The organism is Streptomyces sp. NPDC002835, assembly GCF_053591995.1.
Map to the genome: position 1 here is coordinate 1 of NZ_JBSFUW010000035.1, position 18,479 is coordinate 18,479.

At 65.0% G+C, this 18,479-nt stretch carries 15 protein-coding genes and 1 pseudogene; 15 read left to right on the forward strand and 1 reads right to left on the reverse strand.

Going from position 1 to position 18,479, the window contains the following annotated elements; translation table 11 throughout:
• The 3 genes from ACWD01_RS29005 to ACWD01_RS29015 all read left to right on the forward strand — a co-directional run.
• Window positions 1–6,405, forward strand: a 6,405-nt coding sequence (locus tag ACWD01_RS29005) for a DNRLRE domain-containing protein (RefSeq protein ID WP_451165795.1), incomplete at its 5' end; no start/stop codon positions are given.
• Window positions 6,405–6,908 (forward strand): hypothetical protein, encoded by a 504-nt coding sequence (locus ACWD01_RS29010; protein WP_451165797.1) that lies wholly within the window; start codon window positions 6,405–6,407, stop codon window positions 6,906–6,908. The genes ACWD01_RS29005 and ACWD01_RS29010, both read left to right, overlap by 1 nt.
• Window positions 6,909–6,930: 22 nt before the next feature.
• Window positions 6,931–7,752 carry a hypothetical protein gene (locus ACWD01_RS29015; protein ID WP_451165799.1) on the forward strand — a complete coding sequence of 274 codons (822 nt, stop codon included), beginning with the start codon at window positions 6,931–6,933 and terminating at the stop codon, window positions 7,750–7,752.
• Between the two features lie 51 nt (window positions 7,753–7,803).
• On the opposite strand, the gene ACWD01_RS29020 is transcribed toward ACWD01_RS29015, so the two are convergent.
• Window positions 7,804–8,922 (reverse strand): ISAs1 family transposase, encoded by a 1,119-nt coding sequence (locus ACWD01_RS29020; RefSeq protein ID WP_451165800.1) that lies wholly within the window; start codon window positions 8,920–8,922, stop codon window positions 7,804–7,806.
• 206 nt (window positions 8,923–9,128) lie between these two features.
• Between ACWD01_RS29020 and ACWD01_RS29025 the strand changes: the two genes are divergently transcribed.
• The 12 genes and pseudogenes from ACWD01_RS29025 to ACWD01_RS29080 all read left to right on the forward strand — a co-directional run bounded on the left by ACWD01_RS29025 (window position 9,129) and on the right by ACWD01_RS29080 (window position 18,436).
• Window positions 9,129–10,286, forward strand: coding sequence for a polymorphic toxin-type HINT domain-containing protein (locus ACWD01_RS29025; protein ID WP_451165802.1), 1,158 nt, complete (start codon window positions 9,129–9,131; stop codon window positions 10,284–10,286).
• The gene (locus ACWD01_RS29030; protein WP_451165804.1) at window positions 10,283–10,711 is read left to right on the forward strand and encodes an Imm1 family immunity protein; all 429 of its coding nucleotides are present in this window, start codon (window positions 10,283–10,285) and stop codon (window positions 10,709–10,711) included. Before ACWD01_RS29025 ends, ACWD01_RS29030 begins: the two co-directional genes overlap by 4 nt.
• Window positions 10,712–10,856: 145 nt before the next feature.
• Window positions 10,857–11,192 carry a nitronate monooxygenase gene (locus ACWD01_RS29035; RefSeq protein ID WP_451165913.1) on the forward strand — a complete coding sequence of 112 codons (336 nt, stop codon included), beginning with the start codon at window positions 10,857–10,859 and terminating at the stop codon, window positions 11,190–11,192.
• A pseudogene (locus tag ACWD01_RS29040) lies at window positions 11,075–11,932 on the forward strand (RHS repeat-associated core domain-containing protein); the annotation flags it as partial. The gene ACWD01_RS29035 and the pseudogene ACWD01_RS29040, both read left to right, overlap by 118 nt.
• Before the next feature lie 774 nt (window positions 11,933–12,706).
• A complete protein-coding gene (locus ACWD01_RS29045; protein WP_451165915.1) occupies window positions 12,707–13,138 on the forward strand; it encodes a sigma factor in 432 nt (143 codons plus the stop codon).
• Window positions 13,139–13,256: 118 nt separating this feature from the next.
• Window positions 13,257–13,835, forward strand: coding sequence for a hypothetical protein (locus ACWD01_RS29050; protein ID WP_451165805.1), 579 nt, complete (start codon window positions 13,257–13,259; stop codon window positions 13,833–13,835).
• A 294-nt stretch (window positions 13,836–14,129) separates the two neighbouring features.
• Window positions 14,130–14,630 (forward strand): hypothetical protein, encoded by a 501-nt coding sequence (locus ACWD01_RS29055; protein ID WP_451165806.1) that lies wholly within the window; start codon window positions 14,130–14,132, stop codon window positions 14,628–14,630.
• A gap of 525 nt (window positions 14,631–15,155) precedes the next feature.
• Window positions 15,156–15,974 (forward strand): hypothetical protein, encoded by an 819-nt coding sequence (locus ACWD01_RS29060; protein WP_451165808.1) that lies wholly within the window; start codon window positions 15,156–15,158, stop codon window positions 15,972–15,974.
• A 38-nt stretch (window positions 15,975–16,012) separates the two neighbouring features.
• On the forward strand, window positions 16,013–16,669 hold the full coding sequence (locus ACWD01_RS29065) for an SMI1/KNR4 family protein (RefSeq protein ID WP_451165810.1): 657 nt from the start codon (window positions 16,013–16,015) through the stop codon (window positions 16,667–16,669).
• A gap of 157 nt (window positions 16,670–16,826) precedes the next feature.
• On the forward strand, window positions 16,827–17,324 hold the full coding sequence (locus tag ACWD01_RS29070) for an Imm21 family immunity protein (RefSeq protein WP_451165812.1): 498 nt from the start codon (window positions 16,827–16,829) through the stop codon (window positions 17,322–17,324).
• 134 nt (window positions 17,325–17,458) lie between these two features.
• Window positions 17,459–17,827 (forward strand): hypothetical protein, encoded by a 369-nt coding sequence (locus ACWD01_RS29075; protein ID WP_451165813.1) that lies wholly within the window; start codon window positions 17,459–17,461, stop codon window positions 17,825–17,827.
• Between the two features lie 87 nt (window positions 17,828–17,914).
• On the forward strand, window positions 17,915–18,436 hold the full coding sequence (locus ACWD01_RS29080) for an SMI1/KNR4 family protein (protein WP_451165815.1): 522 nt from the start codon (window positions 17,915–17,917) through the stop codon (window positions 18,434–18,436).
• Window positions 18,437–18,479: the final 43 nt, after the last annotated feature.

Sequence of the window (18,479 nt, forward strand, 5' to 3'; positions counted from 1 at the left end):
GCGGACGAGTCGTCCACCGGCCCGCTCGGCGGCCCCCGCTACGAGGCCGGTGACGGCTACTACGGCGGCGAGACCTCGAGCATCCCGCGCCTGACCGTGACCTGGGGCCGCGTCGGCACCGCGCTCGACTCGCCGACCGTGGTGCACTCCACCGGTCCCGAGCTGCACTGGCCGGCGTACAAGAACACCGGCGGCGACGCGGGCGCGGACATCGTCGAGTACCAGCTGCACCGCTCCACGCGCCAGGACTTCACGCCCTCCGCGGCGACCCTGATCGCGCCGATCGACAAGAGCGCCACCGCGTACACCGACACCACCGCGGTCCCGACGCCCGACTCCTCGTCCAGCGAGATCGGGAAGTCGTACTACTACCAGATCGCGGTCAAGACCGAGGACGGCGACCTGCTCGGGTCCCCGACCCGGGTCGTGGGCATCCCCAAGGCCGGCCGGACGACGAAGATCATCCAGGGCAGCCAGGGCGGCGTCACCGACACCACCCTCTCCTCCGCCCAGCCGACCACCAACCAGGACACCATCCAGTCCTGGGGCGTCGGCCAGAAGTGGCTGAGCGTCGGCAACAACTCCGGCACCTACGGCAAGACCCGCGCCGTGCTGAAGTTCCCCACCAGCGACATCCCGGCCACCGCCACGGTGCTCAACAACCGGATGTACATGTGGGGCGCCGAGACCACCACGGACAGCAGCGGAGCGATCTACGAACTCCACCCGCTGACTCGGGACTTCTCCGAAACCCAGGCCACCTGGAACAACGCCACCTCCACCACCGCCTGGACCAGCGCCGGCGGTGACATGTCCGCCACCGTCTCCGACACCGTGGCCAACATGTCCGACGTCGGCCGCCACTGGTGGGACGCCACCAGCCTGATGCAGAGCTGGGTGAAGACCCCGGCCGGCAACAAGGGCGTCGCGGTCAAGCTGAAGGACGAGTCCTCCACCGGACCGCAGGAACGCTCCCTGTTCCTGTCGGCGGAGGCGGCCGACCCGCAGCTGCGCCCGTACATGCAGGTCATCTACGTCGACTCGACCACCCAGTCGACGTACTACGCCCCGACCACCCCGTCCCGGATGACCCCGAACACCACCTACACGGTGGACTTCACGGTCACCAACACCACGTCCTCGGCGTGGGCGGCGGGCGAGCGCGAGCTGTCCTACACCTGGAAGCTCCCCGACGGCACGGACGTGACCACCGGGGGCAACCAGCTGAAGACGGCGATCCCGGCCCTGCTGCCGGGCAAGTCGGCCACGATCCAGGCCAAGGTCGCCACCCCGATCAACTCCGACTCGGGCAACAAGCGGGGCGAGTACGTGCTCGGCTGGGACGTCCGCAAGGTCTCGGACGGCAGCTGGCTGTCGGCGGGTACGGGCGGCATCCCGGCGCTGAAGCAGAACGTGGCGGTCGAGGACCCGACGTCGAACCAGCTCGGACTGGAGAAGTTCTACTCCTACACCGGCAAGAACACCGGCGCCGGCTCCACCGTGATGAACAACCTGGCGGCGGGCAACAGCGTCTGGTCGTACAACGCGTTCACCAACCCGGGCCGGGGCCTGAGCACCTTCGCCCGGTTCGCGTACAACTCGCTGGACACGTCCGACACCGTCGCCGGTCACGGCTGGTCGTTCCAGGCCGCGGGGCCGGTCCGGCTCGGCGCGCCGCTGGACTTCCACCCCAACCCGAACCCGACGGAGATTCGTCTCCCGGACGGTGACGGCACCACGCACGTCTTCAGCAAGCAGCCCGACGGCTCGTGGAAGGCCCCGGCGGGTGTCCACTACAAGGTCACGATGAAGTCGGGCCTGGACTGCAAGCCCTCCAAGGACCCGGTCCCGGACGCCTGGACGCTCACCCGCCCCGACGGGACTCGCTTCCTGTTCGGCTGCGACGGCTACATGACCTCCACGGTCGACAAGAACGGCAACACGCAGACGTTCACCTACGAGGAGCGCAAGTCCAACAACAAGCCGACCAAGTTCCTCAAGTACATCACCGACCCGGCCGCTCGGCAGTCGCTGACCGTCACCTACTTCAACAAGGGTGACGCGTCCTACGACTACATCGACGCAACCGGCGCCAAGGTCACCGGCACCAACCTGACCAACTCCAAGATCTACGACCACGTGAAGTCCATGACGGACATCTCCGGTCGCAAGATCTCGTTCTACTACACCGACAAGGGCCTGCTCGGGCAGTTCACCGACGGTGACGGCTCCGCGCAGCCCAAGGTATTCAAGTTCACCTACGACGCCACGCAGGGCAACAAGAACGTCAAGCTGGTCAAGGCCACCGACCCGCGCGGCAACGCCACCAACATGGCGTACTACGCGCCGCAGGCCGGTGACGATCCGAAGTACCACTGGTGGACCAAGACGATCACCGACCGTCTCAATGGGAACACCGGTTTCGCCTATGCGGTGAACGCGGGCAACACCAAGTTCGTCGACACCACGGTGACGGACGCGGAGGCGCACACCACCAAATACGTGACGGACGACTTCGCCCGCCCTGTCCAGACGACCAATGCCAAGTCCCAGACCATCAAGATGAGCTGGGACGCGGACAACAACGTCACGTACCTGGAGGAGGCCAACGGAGCTAAGAGCGCGTACTGCTACGACCAGAAGACGGGCTACCCGCTGTGGTCGCGTGACGCCGAGAACAACAAGGCAGGGGTCCCGCCGTCCTCGGACTGCGCCCCTGGCACCTACCCGGCCAACGCGCAGAAGTACGAGTACCAGACCCGTCTGGACGGGTACTCCGCCGACCTGTTCACCAAGACCTCTCCCGAGGGTCGCAAGTGGCAGTTCGGCTACGACTCCTTCGGAAACCTCAAGACCGTCACCGACCCCAAGGGCGTCGCTACCGCCACGGTCGACGACTACACCAGCAAGTACGAGTACGACGGCTACGGTCAGCTGACCAAGGCGACCGACGCCAACGGCAACCCGACGACCAACAGCAACTTCGGTCCGACCGGGTACCCGGCGACCATCACCGACGCACTGCAGAAGTCGACGTCGTACCTGTACGACGAGCGCGGCCAGGTCACCCAGGTCACGGACGCGCTGGGCAAGAAGACCACGCAGACGTACGACACGTACGGCCGTCCGCTGGTGAGCAAGGTGCCGAAGGACCAGGCGGCGGGCGTCTACATCACCACCCCGGCACCGGTCTACGACGCCAACGACAACATCACGGAGTCGACGTCACCGACGAACGCGGTGTCTAAGGCGGCGTACGACCCGATGGACCAGGTGACGTCGGCGACCGCGCCGGCGAACAACCTGACCGCAGAGCGCAAGACGGCCTACACCTACGACAAGGTCGGCAACCTCAGGACGACGACCGAGCCGAAGGGCGTGGCGACCACTGCGGACGCCACGGACTACGTCACCACCAACAACTACGACGCGATCTACCAGCTCGTGTCGGTGGTGAACGCCAAGGCCGACAAGGTCTCCTACGAGTACGACAACGGCGGCAATGTCGTCACGGTGATCGACCCGAAGAAGAACGCGACGGCCGACACCACCGACTACACCGGCAAGACGGAGTACGACTTCGACCACCGGCCGGTCAAGCAGATCGACGCGGCCGGCAAGTTCACCACCACGCAGTATGACAAGGACTCGATCGTCGTCGCGACGATCGACCAGGAGGGGAACAAGACCCAGATAGTCCCCGACGAGCGGGGCATGACCTTCGAGGTCAAGGTGCCGTACGACGGCACCACGGTGCGTACCACCCGCTTCCAGTACGACCAGGTGGGCAACACCATCAAGGTCGAGACGCCGCGGGGCACCGCCACCACCGGCACGGACGTGGACTTCGCGGCCCGTACCGAGTACGACAAGCTCAACCGGCCGGTCAAGCAGTTCCAGCCGTACGACCCGGCGGACTCCGAGCACAACAAGGCGGATGTCTACACCGAAACGGTGTACGACGAGGTAGGCCGGGTGAAGAAGACGTCGCTGCCGCCGGCGGGTGATCCGGCGCGCATCGACACCGACTACACCTACTTCGACAACGGCTGGATCAAGTCCTCCACCGACGCGTGGAACATCAAGACGGCCTACGACTACAACAACGTCGGTCAGCAGGAGAAGCGGACGCTGACCGGTGACAACGGCACGTCCACGCGGACCATGGGCTGGTCGCACTACCCCGACGGCTCTCTGAAGGGCCGAACAGACGCCGCCGGAGACCCCTCCGCGGACAGGTCGTACGCCTACGACTACGACCTCAACGGCAACATGCTCAAGATCGGTGAAACGGTCGGCAGCACCACGAGCACGCCGTACACCATGACCTACACCGGTCTGAACCAGGTGGACAAGGTCACGGAGTCGCTCACCGGCCAGACGCCGCAGACCACCTCCTACACCTACGACGCCAGCGGCCAGCTGGACACCGTCAGCCATCCCCAGCAGAACTCGAAGTACGAGTACGACCTGCGCAACCTGCTCAAGAAGGTCACGGCCAGCCAGGTACCGACCGACCCTCAGCCGGACATCACGCAGTTCACGTACACGGATCGCGGTCAGCGCGCCACGCTCACCAAGGGCAACGGCAACACCGTCGATTACACCTACTACGCGAACAGCGCCGTCAAGACCAGCACCGAGAAGAACCTCTCAGGCGCACTGGTCTCGTCGCACGGCTACGAGTACGACGCCAACGGCAGCAAGAGCAAGGACACGGCGTCGCTGCTGAGCGGTGACGGCGACGGGCTCCGGAACTCCGTGACCAACTACACCTACGACCCGGTCGACCGGATCAAGGAGTTGGACAAGACCGGCAACAAGCCGCGGACGGAGCAGTACTGGCACGACGACAACTCCAACGTCACCAAGCAGTTCTTCCTCCAGAAGTCGGATCTGACCGAGTTCTACTACAACAAGAACCGGCTGAGCTCCTCCTCGAACCTGGTCGACTCCTCGGCCATCTACGACTACGACACCTTCGGCCGGATGAAGTCCGTCACCGAAAACGGTGGCGCGGCCGTCGAGACGAACACCTTCGACGGCTTCGACCGGCTCATCGGCACGGTCCGCAAGGCGGGCGACAAGACCAACACGACCGACTACCGCTACGACGCACTCGACCGCACGGTCGAGAAGCGGATCAACAACGCCGTCACCTACGAGTACAACTACCTGGGCCTCGACAGTGAGGTATTGAGCGAGGAGCTCGACGGAACCCTTGCCAGGACCTACCAGTTCGGCCTGGGAGGCGAACGCCTCTCCCAGCTGAACCACTTGAACGGCGAGAGCGGCTACTACGGCTACAACAGCCACGGCGACGTCGAGACGTTCACCTCGTACACCAACACTCCCACGTCCACCTACGCCTACACCGCATATGGCCAGGACGTCAGGGACGAATGGACCGGCCTGGACAGCATTACGGCGCCGGACGACGAGGGGACCAACCCCTACCGCTTCAACGGCAAGCGCTGGAACGCCCAGTCGGAGACGTACGACATGGGCTTCCGGCACTACAGCCCGGAGCACAACCGGTTCATCAGCCGCGACTCGTACGCCGGCGCCGCGGCCGACATGAGCCTGGGTGCCGGGGCCGCCAACAGCAACCGTTACGGCTTCGCCGGCGGCAACCCGGTCAACAACGTCGACCGGGACGGGCACGAGTCCTGCGACGCCGGCTGCCAGGCACGCAGCCAGTACCGCATGGACGGCGCCCCGGTCATCCCCGACCCGGAGAAGCTCGAGTTCAACGTCCAGTACCACGACGGCTCCACGGGCCTCGAGAACTGGGTTGACCCTTGGGACTTCGTCAAGGAACTGTCCGGGTTCGCTGATGTCGAGGGGTGCACGAGCTCCCCGTCGGCGTGGCAGTGCACGATGGCTGCAGCGGCGGTGTTCCCTGGTGCGGGGAAGCTGCTGAAGGGTGCCAAGTACTTTGACGAGCTGGCCGAAGCGACCCCGGTTTTCAAGGGCTTGTACCCGATTTCTGCCAAGCAGATGAAGGCCAACGTCGGATTCCGGTACCAGAAGTACGTCACCGGTACAGACGTGGAGCAGTGGTGGCAGCACAACGGAAGGCTGGTCAAGGTAGACGGTGGTCCGGACCAGTACGGATTCATCACCGAAGCGAAGTTTGCCGGGCCCTCGACTCCTGGAGGATTCAACGGCAGCATCTACAATCCACTGCATGCGAACACGGTCTTCAAGGAAAGCACCGCGATTGATCAGGCGCAGCGCCTCTTGGGGTTGAACAATGCCCTGGGTGGCAAGGGCGTCCGGTATGCAGTTTCGAGCGAAGGTGGTGCCGCCTTCTATCGAGCGGTCTTCCGGGAGTGGTTCCCGGCGGAGTTGGAAACCGGTGCACTTGCGGTCTACCATGTTCCTTTCGGAGGGAGAAGTTGATGCTTGATGTCGATTTGGATCATGCTCTCCAGCTCGTTGAGCTGGCTGCGCGGTTCGAATCTCCGTGGGATGCGGAGCGGGTTTCCTCTGAACTCGTTCAGTCTGGCTGGGAACCTGCCGGCTCGGTATCCCTGCCGTACCCGAAGCGTTTGACGCGGAAGGGCCTCCGTTTGGGCATCGAAGACTATGATGACCTGACGGTGCTCGGCGTCACACTGCAGGAGTGGCCGGTCGATTGGGACTCCCCCGAATACGTCAGCGACGTCACTGGGGACTATGAGGAAAAGAGCCGTGATTGCCGCGAGCTGGCAGACCGGCTTACTTCTCTCATGGGCGCGAAGTTCTCGGTGGAGTCAGAAGGTCTGATCCTCGACAGCGATTACTTCGCATTCGTTTGGGTCGGCTGTTGGAGGGTCGCCGAAATGCACGTGATCCTGGGTCTCGAGCATTTCGATCCCGATGACACCCCCATCAGGGTTTCGCTGTACCTCTGCCGCGACTAGGCCTCTGGCCGCGGTGAAATAGATGCAGGCGGTACTGCCGGGCGTTGGCCCGGCAGTACCGCCTGTTGCATTCCTGAAGCGCAAGGACATCATCGTCGCGACCAATAGCCCGTGCGGAAGTGACGGCCGTCCACCACACAACGATGGGCTATCGGTGACTGAATTGGTGAATCAGCCAGACTGGGCGGATGACGAAACGCTGTCAGCCCAGATCCGCGCCATGACTCGGCAGCAGCGTCACCAGGCCGCGTACCTGGCCCTGCGCAGATTGCAGGCGCCGTTGCTCGACATCGCGATGCCCGTAGAGTGGGGAGTAGATTCCGCATCTCTCACTTCCGTGCTCCGCGAGGGAGCCACGCGACTGGATGGCGAGGTCAATGAGGACCTTGGGCATGCAATCGCAGAGCTCTGTTCCGCACCCTTGTTTGAGTCCGAGATCGAGCCTGAATTCGTCGAGAGCTTCCAGTTGGAGGCCATCAACGGCTGGCTCATGCTCGGGGAATCCTTGGGGGAGATGAGCGAGGTTCAAACCGATAGGGCCATCAGCCTTGCACGAGAGATGGCCGTATACCTCGACTCATACATGGATGACTCTCTCACCGTGGTCGAGGGGGATGAGCTTCGTCAGCGCTACCTTGCTCGCGTCGCAGACAACCTTCGCGTCTATGGGATGGGCTATTTCGGCACGAGGAACCTTGAGATCGAGGGTGCCTGCCATGCGGCCATCATTGCTGTTTCAGCAAGCGAGGATCTGCTCGGTTCTGCGGTTGGTCACCAGCTGGAGGCTACCTGCGACGAATACAGCAGCCAGATCTCGTCAGCCCTGAGGGCGTTCACTCAGTGAGATCCCGCGAATGAAATCAACTGAGGTCCCATCGATCAGATCGATGGGACCTCAGTGCTTTGGCCTCAATCCTTGACCCTGCTGCTCAATTCCGTGCAGCACCAGCACCTGGTGCGGGGCAGGGTCCCGGTGCGGACCTTGGAGTCGTCCTCGCGAAAGGTACCGGTCCCGTACGTGGTGCAGGAGGTTCTCGATGCCCCAGTGGCCTCTGATCCAGGCGGCGAGCTCGGCTGGGGTGGCGTCGAAGACGTCCAGGCTGGTGATCAGGTAGACGCGCTCGATCGTCAGCTTCCCGGTGCCGAGATCGCGGCGCCATCGCACGACTTGGACCGCCTGGCGGGCGCCGGGGTAGTCAATGCGGCGGAACGCGGCGACCTTGAGTCGGCGGATCTCATCACGGTGGTGAGCCCGGTCGCGGGTGTGGTGATCCAGCGGGATCTCGGCCCAGGGTAGCTTCCTGACCTGCGCATACAGGCTGGGGTGGTTCTTCTTGACGATGGCCAGGTAGTGGGCGCCGCGCTCGCGGAGGTAGGCGCCGTGGCCGTGCTGGGTGTGCAGTGCGTCGCCGGTCAGCACGGCGCTCTCCAAATCGATGGTGTTCAACAGGGGCTGAAAGGCGGGTATTTCGTTGCTCTTGGAGGCGATCTGCCGCTGGGCCAGGACTACGCCGTGGTGGTCCATCGCGGCCAGCAGCTGGATCGCGGTCGTGGTCTGGGTGCGCGAGCCTCGTACGGTTTTGCCGTCGACGGCGATAGCTCGCAGGGCCGGCCGTTTCGGGGGTGGTTCGGGTGGCGCCGGTGGTGGGGTTCTGGCCTGCAGGTATGCGCCGATGGCCGCGTCCAGCGCATCGCCGTCGACGCGTTGGAGCAGACGGCGGACGGTGGCGGCGTGTGGCACCGCCCGGAGGCCGGTGAGCGGGTCGGCCGGAAAGCCGAGGAGTCCCAGGACGTGCTGCGGCGCATCTGTGATCCATTCACTGATCGCGATGAGCGAGCGGGCACCGGTCAGGACCGCCGCCGCGGCCGCGCATAGCATCGCGTCCGGCGGATACCGTCGCCCCTTTCGTCCGCGAGGATCGGGCACCAGTACCAGGAAACGACGCAGGTCAGCGGCGTCCTCCGCGGCGGTCCGGGCATTCGGAAGGGCCAGTTGCTCCAGCCCTGCGGGCATGGGCGATGATGTTCGGGCAGGCACGGTCTCGCTCGGTTCTCATGGGTCTCGACAACCACATGATCACCGGCGCCGTGCCTGCTCTGCTCCCCGGGCTCTTCTCATCCCAAGCCGGGACATGACGTCACGTCACACCCGAGACCGACGAACCGGACCGACCGCCTTCACGCAATGACCCTGGCCACGCGGCCCCCGACGTGGCGGGCATGGTCCCGGTCATCGGCGAGGTCGCGGACGTCGCGAACGGTGTCTGGTACGCCGCCGAGGGCAACTACGCGGACGCGGCGCTGTCGATGGCGGCGGCGATCCCTGGCGTGGGCGCGGCAGCCACGGCAGCGAAGTGGGCGAAGAAGGGCGCGAAGGCCGCGGACGCGGTGAAGGGCGGCACCAAGAACGCCCCTAAGGCCAAGCCCAAGACGTCCAAGCCGAAGCCGAAGAAGACCGCGGACCAGCCTGCCCCCAAGAAGCAGGGCGGCAGTTGCAAGGTCAAGCCGAAGAAGAACAGCTTCGTCCCTGGCACCAAGGTGCTGATGGCCGACGGGTCCACGAAGAACATCGAGGACCTGAAGGAGGGCGAGTACGTCCTGGCCTCCGACCCGGAGACCGGGAACCTGCAGGCCCGCCAGATCACCGACACCCGTGACCACAGCGGTGTCAAGCACCTGATCACCCTCACCGTCGACCCCGACGGCAAGGACGGCGACGCCAAGCCCGAGACCATCACCGCCACCGACGAGCACCCGTTCTGGCTGCCCGACTTCGGCAAGTGGGTCAACGCGGATCATCTCGAGCCCGGTATGTGGCTCCAGACGTCTGCGGGCACCTGGGTCCAGATCACCGCGATCGACGAAGCCCACCGGACCCAGCGCGTCCACAACCTGACGGTTGACGGCCAGCACACGTACTTCGTGGTGGTCGGCTCGGCTGCGGTACTCGTCCACAACTTCGATCCCGAGTGTGAGCTGGCGAAGCTCCCTTCTCGGCCGGGTGGCAGCGGGCCGACGCGGGGGCGTAGTTCGCTCAGCGACGAAACCATAGTCAGCGGCCAGAGCAGCGATGCCCTGACCAGGGCGGCGAAGCGTTCCATCAGCGACCGGCTCAGGGAGCTGGGCAAGTGGGGCAACAGCACTTGGGGGGACGCCGACCACGTCGAGATGAAGGTGGTCCACATGATGGGGCAGCGAAATGTTGATCACGCGGAGTTGGTGATCAACAATCAATCGGGGCCCTGCATGAAGGCGGCACCTGCCCTTTCCTGCATGAATACGCTGGACTCGCTGCTGGGCAGCAAGACGCTGCGGGTGCACTGGCGGGACGAAATGACAGGTGAGATGACAAGCAAACTGTTCGGAGGCCTTGTATGACGACCAAGGGGCTCGAGGTGGCATTTCAGCCCGAGCACACCAGGACTCCCGCTCTACTCACCAGTGCAGATGACGTGGATTCATTCATCGATTCCCTGCTGAATGAGCGGCATGACCGGAATTGTGCCGTGGTCTATTCACTCGATCGCCCTCCGCTGCCATCGGGGTACCGAGATCACGAGTTGGCGGTCGGGCTCGACAAGGTTGCCCAGGTGGGCGTCCTGGCCCTCGCGGAGGACGGCAACTTCGCGTCGAAGGGTTCAATGGACCGCGGAGTGGTCGAGTACATGCTCCTCGGTCACTCGAGGGAGTTCATGGCCGGCTCGGAAATTCCCATCGAACTTGTCCGCCAGGCGGTCAAGGAATTTCTGGGCAACGGCGGTCGGATTCCAACCTGCATCGAATGGCAGGAGGAGGAATTCTGAGCGCCCGGTAGCAACAGTCGGGTGACTCCCGGCCCGGCGTAGCGAACGGCAAGAGCCGTCCCGGCGCCTCCGTGCGGGTGGGCCTCAGCGAGGATGTCCTCGACGAGGCCCACCCGTGTTCTGGGTTGTGGTGACCCCGGCGAGGGTGTTCCTCTTGCCGACGGGGCGCCTTTCCCCGGCGCTCCCCGAATCCGGCGGGTTCTGCGGCGACGTCTGCACGATGGCGCTGGTGCCGCAGGTCGTCGACGCCGTCCGGCCGCTGCCGGTCCTCGCCTCCGGCGGCATCGCCGACGGCCGGGGCATCGCCGCGGCACCGGCCCTGGGCGCGGAGGGCGTGAACATCGGCACCCGGTTCCTGGCCGACGCACCGGCACCGGGGCGGGGACGGGTACCTACGTCCACGACGACAACGCCAACGTCATCAGCCAGACGGTCAAGGGCACCAGCACCACGTACGACTACGACCGCAACCGGCTGCTGACCGCGACCACGTCGGGCGTCACCGCCAGCCACAACTACGATTCGTTCGGCCGCCAGGAGTCGGTGACCAGCGGCGGTCAGGTCATCTCGCGGAGCGTGTACGACGGCTTCGACCACGTCGTGGAATCCCAGAAGCGGGACGAGACGGGCGTGATGAAGTCGACGACGTACACCTTCGACCCGCTGGACCGCCCCGCGTTGAAGACGGCGGACGGCAAGACCACCGACTTCACCTACCTCGGCTTCTCCGGCGAGGTACTGAGTGAAGAGGTCGCGGGCGCGCTGACCAAGTCCTTCCAGTACAGCCCGTGGGGCCACCGCCTCTCCCAGGTCAAGTACAACACCGACGGCACGACGGAGGACGGCTACTACGGTTACAACAGCCACACCGACGTCGAGACGCTCACTGACGCCAATGGCGACACGAAGGCGACATACGGCTACACGGCCTACGGCTCGGACGACGAGGCCGAGTTCACCGGCATCGACAAGCCGGATGCGGCCGATCCCACAAAGGAGGCCTACAACCCCTATCGTTACAACGCCAAGCGGTGGGACGCCCAGTCGGGGACGTACGACATGGGCTTCCGCGACTACAACCCCGGCCTGAACCGCTTCACCACCCGGGACATGTACAACGGCGCCCTCGCCGACATGAGGCTCGGCAGCGACGCCTACACCGGAAACCGCTACGCCTTCACCAGCGGCAACCCCATCAGCCGGGTCGATATCGACGGACACTTCTGGGATTGCGACTGGTGCTCGGACGCGCTGGACTGGGCGGACCACAACTCCGACGCCCTGTGGGACGCCGCTGGCAGTGCGGCCGAAATGGCCGGCGGAGTCGGCAGCATGTTCGGCGGAGCCGCCCTGGTGGTCGGCTCCGTGGGCGGATGCGTGGCGGGAGCCGTTCCCACCCTCGGCACGGTCTGCATCGCCAGCGCGGCCGGCGTGGTCGGCGGCGCCGAGCTCATCACCGCGGGCAGAACATTGCAGCTCAGGGCTCCAGCGAGGTGGAAGACGGGGGTGAGCACATCGTCGCCGGATCCCCGGAGCCTCACCGTCACCGACCTCACCCACGTCACCGGATGCTGGCGGGACAACCGATGCCGCCGCCTCCCCGGCGCACGCGGCACCGGCCACGACTGGACCATCTACCAGGCCACCGCCACCGGCGACCTCACCCCGAGCGCCCGCGAGACGAGGAACGTCCGCTGGATCACTCCCGACGCCCTACAGGAGTTGGCAGACCGGACGGTCGCCTACGCCCAGGGACGCATCACAGACGCCGAGTTCGAGGCTGCGCCCGGCATCGAGCCGGTGTGGATGCAGTGGCTCGCCAACATCGCCGCGATCCACATCAGCCCCGACGACCTGCTTCGGGTGGACCAGCTCACCAGATGATCGCCGCCCCGTCCTCCTGACCCACTGCGGCCGCCCCCACTCTCTGGGCGCGGCGGCCGCCACTCCTCCCAGGACCAGCCACATGCCGACTACCCCGTCCCTCAAGGGCGGATACGGCGACCAGCCCACCACCGACGAGGCCCCCTCGCCGAGTACGACGCCTGGCTGCACTACCGCGCCCACCAGATGCTCCCCTCCAATGATCCTTGCCACGACGACCTCGTCCGGGAGGGCCGGGGCGCCATCTGGCAGGCGCACGGCCGCTACCAGCCCGGCAGAGGAGCCCTCCCGTCCTGGCTCACCCGGCACACCACCTGGCACATGACCGAGACCCTCACGCGCCGCCGCCGTACCGGCACCCCCACCCGCCGAGACGGCCGGCACACCGTCGACGACATACCCACCACCTCCCTCGACTCCGGCGACGACACCCCCGGAGACGAGACCGCCGGCGGAATCAGCCCTGCCAGCGCCGACATGGCACCGTGCACCACAACGACCGCAAGGTCTGCGGCGGACGACGCTCTGTCAATGGGGTCATGAGATTGCGCGTACCTCGTTCGGTTGTGGCAGTCCCCGAGAAACGACCAGAACACGGGCCGTCAGGTGCCGACGGGATCGATGGAATGACGGCCTCGAGGAAGCAGAAGGAGCCACCGCGATGACTGATCCGGAGGCGCTTCGGAGGCTCATGCCGCCGAAGGCCGCACCCGACACCTCCGTCGACTGGCCCCTCATGAGCCAGTCGTGGGGCACGGAGTTCCCACCCGACTACCGCACCTTCATGGAGGTGTGGGGACCCGGGGCGATCGACAACTTCTTCCAGGTCCAGGTGCCCGAACCCAAGGCGGAGGAGCTGACGTCGCCGTACGGCGGCATGCTCGTGGAGACGCTCACCGCCGAGGACGCCTGGGCGAATCTTCCGAAGGAGCCCGAACTCGAAGGGACGCAGCCTCGGCTGATCGCCTGGGGTTCGGATGCCGCCGCGGACATCCTGTGCTGGGACGCCTCCGGCGACGACCCTGCCTCCTGGCCGGTTCTCGTATACAACCGGGGCAAGGGCGTCTGGCGCCGCTACGACTGCGGGATGGTCGAGTTCCTCGTTCGCGTCCTGCGGGCGGAGTTCCCGGCATGTCCACTGAGCGACCTCGCGCTCTGGGGGAGGCATCCCGCGCTCTTCCTGAGCGAGAGCGAGGAGGAGCGTCTGCTGGAGCAGGGGCTCGACCCCTGGGCGGCGTGACCGATCCCGCCCCCACCGGACCGACCGGCTGACCGGCAGGTCGGGCCACACCGCCGGGCACCTCACAGGGTGCCCGGCGGTTTCCGTGCGAGGGGCAGATCGGGGATCGCAGCAGAAGCAAGCCGGCGGGGCTGTTGGACCTCGACTCCGGACTCGGTGGCGAGGGTGTGAGGTGCGCCGTGTCCAATGCCGGGGGAGCAGCCTTCTTCCGCGCTGTGCTTCGAGAATGGTTCCCGAAGCAGATGGCGAGCGGCAGGCTTGCCGTCTACCACGTGGATGGATCGGGGTTGTGACATGCGCCTGGCAGCAGACACCATTGCGGCAGTGGCGGCGGGACATCTGCCTGCAGATCTGAATGGCCTCAATGCGCAGATGCAGGCCCTGGGATGGTCGCCGGCGGGTTCCATCGGTCCTCCCTACTGCAGGCAATGGAGGGCAGGAGCGCTTCGGGTCGACCTGGCGAGTGAAGGCGAGTACTGGTATCTGGACATCGCCTTCCGTGAATTGGACCCCTCGGGGATCGAGGAGCGAGGTTCCGAAGCGCTCGAGGAGGAAGCCGAAAGGCAGATTCCGGTCTATGAAGGACTTCTCAGGGAGTTGATCGACCATCTCTCAGGGAGGGTGCGGATGGAGGACGTGAAGACGCCCCTGTTCGAGGATGTTGATTTCCTCGTGTCATCCGAATGGAACATCTCAGGACATCCGTTCGTCATGGGCGTTCTGGCGACGGACATCGACATCCCGATACTTGTCATGGCGCGGGTGGGGGTTCAAGCCGTAGTCGATGGCCAATAGGTCCGGCAAGGCGGATACTGGGCGCCCTGCCCGATCTTTCGGGCTTGCCCGAGAACCTGCGAGGGCTGAACCTCCGTCGGCCGGATCATCATGAGCCGGTCGTGGGGAACGGAGTTCCCTCCGACTGCCAGGCTGGCCTTCATGGAGGTGTGGGCACGCAGGACTCGCCCGGCGGACGTCGATGAAAAGGGGCGGAGCGGGGGGTGTTTCCAGGGTCGGGTTGCCCCTGAATGTCCGGTGGGTTGACGTGGCGTCACTCCACTGGCCAATAATCCGCTGCCGCTTCTGTGGGCCGGGACTTGGTCTGCTCGCGAGGGGTGCCGTCATGCTCCAGGCCGTGGACCAGGGAGAGAGAACATGCGTCATCTCGGCGCCGTCCGACTGCTCGGCCTCGAACCCCCGGCTCCCCCGCCGGAGGGCGGCGGGCACGGGCAAGTGGTTCCCGAGGACTTCGAACTGCTGGTCCAGGCGGTGCCGCAGGGCGTGATCGCGGGCTCCGTGGTCCCTGTGCGGTCTCATGTCCCCGTGCGTTCGCTGGAGGAATTCACGGAGGACTCCGCTCCGCGCATCGCAGCCATGGAGGGGTCCCTGCGCACCCGCGAACAGAGCCTTCCGCTACCCTTCTTCCCGCAGCCCGGCGGCATGGTCCCGTGGGGCCGCACCGCCCGTAACGGTGTGCTGATGTGGGACACCACCGCCCCGGACACCGCGAACTGGACGACCGTCCTCACCGAGTCCGATTTCCAGGTGTGGGTGGAACTTCCCTTCTGCGCATCGGACTTCATTACGCAGACCATTCTCGGGCGCGCCGAAGGAGTGCCCGCTTTCGAGACTCATGAGCAGTTCGAATCCGGCACGTTCTGGAATGTCTACGATGACATCCGCGATACGGCCATGGTCCTTGCGAAGCCGGACATCGGAGCGGTGGAACACATCCTCACGATGGTGCGCAGTGTCGGCGTTCCGGGAATCCAGCCGTATGCGGAAGAGCTGCTGGACCGGGCCGTGAGCGAGTCGTTCGACAAGCTCCCGGAGGACTATCTGGCCGTCATGAAGGAATTTCCCGGCGGGGTCGTCGCGGGAGTGCGGGTGTTTCCCGTCGCGCGAGCCGGCGCGGCGAGCCAGGCGGGCCCTGCCCTGCGCTGGCTCAGCGAGGACCGGCTGTTCCTGCAGTGGGGAGAGGTGGAGGGCCGAGCGGCCGGTTGGCTCACTGCCAACGGTGGTCCTCAGGACTGGCGCGTCGCCTATATCGAACCGGACGGCTCCGCGCTCACCTGCCTCGAGGACCAGACCTTTTCCATGTTCCTGCAACGCCGACTGCGGGGCGACAACTCACTGTTCTGATCCGGGCAGCCTCAGGTGTTTCTGACAGGCAACCGTTCGTGCAGCGACGGGTACGGGCCACGTCGGCCAGGTCGACGACGTACGAGTACGACGCGTTCGACCGCACGGCGCAGGAGGCCACGTCGAGGGCGGGCGGGAGAACGACGCTGAAAGGTCGCGGTGTGTGGGTGCAGCGGTTGATCGAGCTGACTGGCTGGGAGCCGCGAGGGATTTCTGTCGACTGGGCGGCGATGGAGGATGAGTTGAAGTTCCCGCTGCCGGCGGACTACAAAGAGCTGTTCGAGGCATTCGGCGGCGGACTGTTCTCTGATTCGGTCTTCTTCCTCGCGCGTGACGAGGGTGTCTCCTTCGACTTCCTCGCGCAGTGGCGAGTGTCCCTCTCGGTCGATCGGGACGACAGGTACGGTGATGTTTCCGCCGTGGACCCCTACTCGGTTTACGCCCCGGGAGGCAAAGGTCTGGTCGGGTGGGGCTCCACGGAATGGGCCGATGAGTACTGCTGGCTGATCGATGCCCAGCGGCCCGGCGAGTGTCCAGTCCTCGCTCGATCCGACGGCGGCGAGTGGCGCCGCTACGACATGTCCACGTCGGAGTTCCTGTACCGAGTTCTCACGGATCCGCAGTTTCAGTCTTTCGGGATCGCGAAGTACGGCCTCGGTGCGACGTTCACGCCTGGCTCTGGCGGCGACACCTGATGTGCTGCCGACGCCGACGTGGGGCGGATCACGGCGTCGCTGTGGGTGGGTCAGTTGCCGCAGAATAGGGGGGTAGACATCCTGCTGAAGGAGGACAAATTTTGATTTGTTGTTCTGGGACTACTCATGGGCTGCTGGATGAAGGGCATAGGCGCGAATGAACCTGAAATGGGTCGAGTCGGAGGGTGGGCCGATGATTGTCGTGGAGGAGTTTCTGAGGCGTCTCTGGGGCGGCTACACCAACTCCGACTACGAGAACGCTTGTGAGGTCGAAGGGTACGCCGGGCTGGTCGCATTGGCTGAGTCGTCGGCTCTGGGGTCGGCAGTGGCGATCAACGACATCCCCGCCCCGACCGCTTTCATGGAGGAGTTCCGTGTCCTTGTCCAATGGATTTCTTCCTCCAGTGATGCTCGACTCGTCGAGGTCGTGCGCGGAGGTATCGAGTCTGTGGAAACGTGGGCGGACGGGCCCGTCGTGCAAGTGAATGGCCCGCTCGCCGTCTTCGACGCTGCTCTGCCCGGAACGGAAGCCCGTGCCGACGAACTCCTCCTGGTGGAAATCGAGCCTGCGGTCTATCGGCTGCGGACCGCGGACATCGAGTCGGACACGGGCACGTGCGCCCGGGTCCACAAGTTCGATCGGTTGATCCGGTAAACGCCGGCAGCTGCGTACGGCCGGCCGATGTCAGCATGCCCGTGGTAGCAACACCATGACGTCTGCGGTCCCGACCCTATTGTCGGCACGTCCGGCTGTGGTGCAAGCTCATTCATTCGCGAGGAAGTGATTCAGTGAAACTGGATGTCGAAATATGGGGTCCAACGCACAGCAAGAGGTCGATCGAAAGAGGCGAGGTTTGGGAGGTGTTTCAGAACCTCCCGGAAGGTGCGTCGGCCATCTTCACGTGGAACGACTGTGAGGAGGAGTGCCTCATTGTTGCAATCGAGCCTGATTTCTCCGTTGTGACCATGGGGCGGGATGCGTCCTTCTGGAACCTCAAGATCTCCGACGATACGGAACCGGTCGAGATCCGGATGGGGGCCGACGAGTTCACCTGGAGTCGTGGGTGCTTGTTGCCGCGGAACATGGCGGTGGAGGTCATGCTCAAGTTGGAGGATTTCGATTCACTGTTCCGGGACTACTCATGGGTCGATGCGTGAGTGACCCTGTGTGAAGGGTTCTCGTTGCGACAGGACTATATTTTGCCGCGGGGCCGCGTCGATCGACATGCCAGGAGGAGCCAAGTAGTGGCGACACTTTCAGAGATCAAAGCCCTGCTGGGTGAACCCCGGTTCAACTGGTCGGATCCGGCGCCATGGATCGGACTGGAGCGGGAACTCGGTATCGAGTTTCCTGCGGACTTCCGTGAGATCGTGGACGCCTACGGTTCGATCGAGATCAACGGACAGTTGTATCTGGAGCACCCTGCCGGCCACCTTCTGCACAGTCTGGGAGGAGCCATCAGGGAGGATCTCGAGTTCTGGCGCGAGGAGGACATGGCGGAGTTCCTTCCCAGTCCGGTAGGCGCGGACCCCGGTGAGTTGATGCCGGTGGCGTCGGCCATGACCGGGGAATGGATATTCCTTCGCGTTCCTGATGAACCCTCGTCGCCCTGGCGCGTCGTGGTCCAGGAGTTCGACAGTCCGGCGTGGACTCTCTACGAGATGACGTTCGGCGAGTGGTTGCTGGCCTATCTCAAGGGCAGGGACGTGACGTTGTGTTCTCGCAACTTCGCGCCCGACCGCCCGTTCTACACGTTTCTGTCCTGAGCATGCGTGCGTTCGTGGACGCGATGGTGGTCGCGTCAGTGAG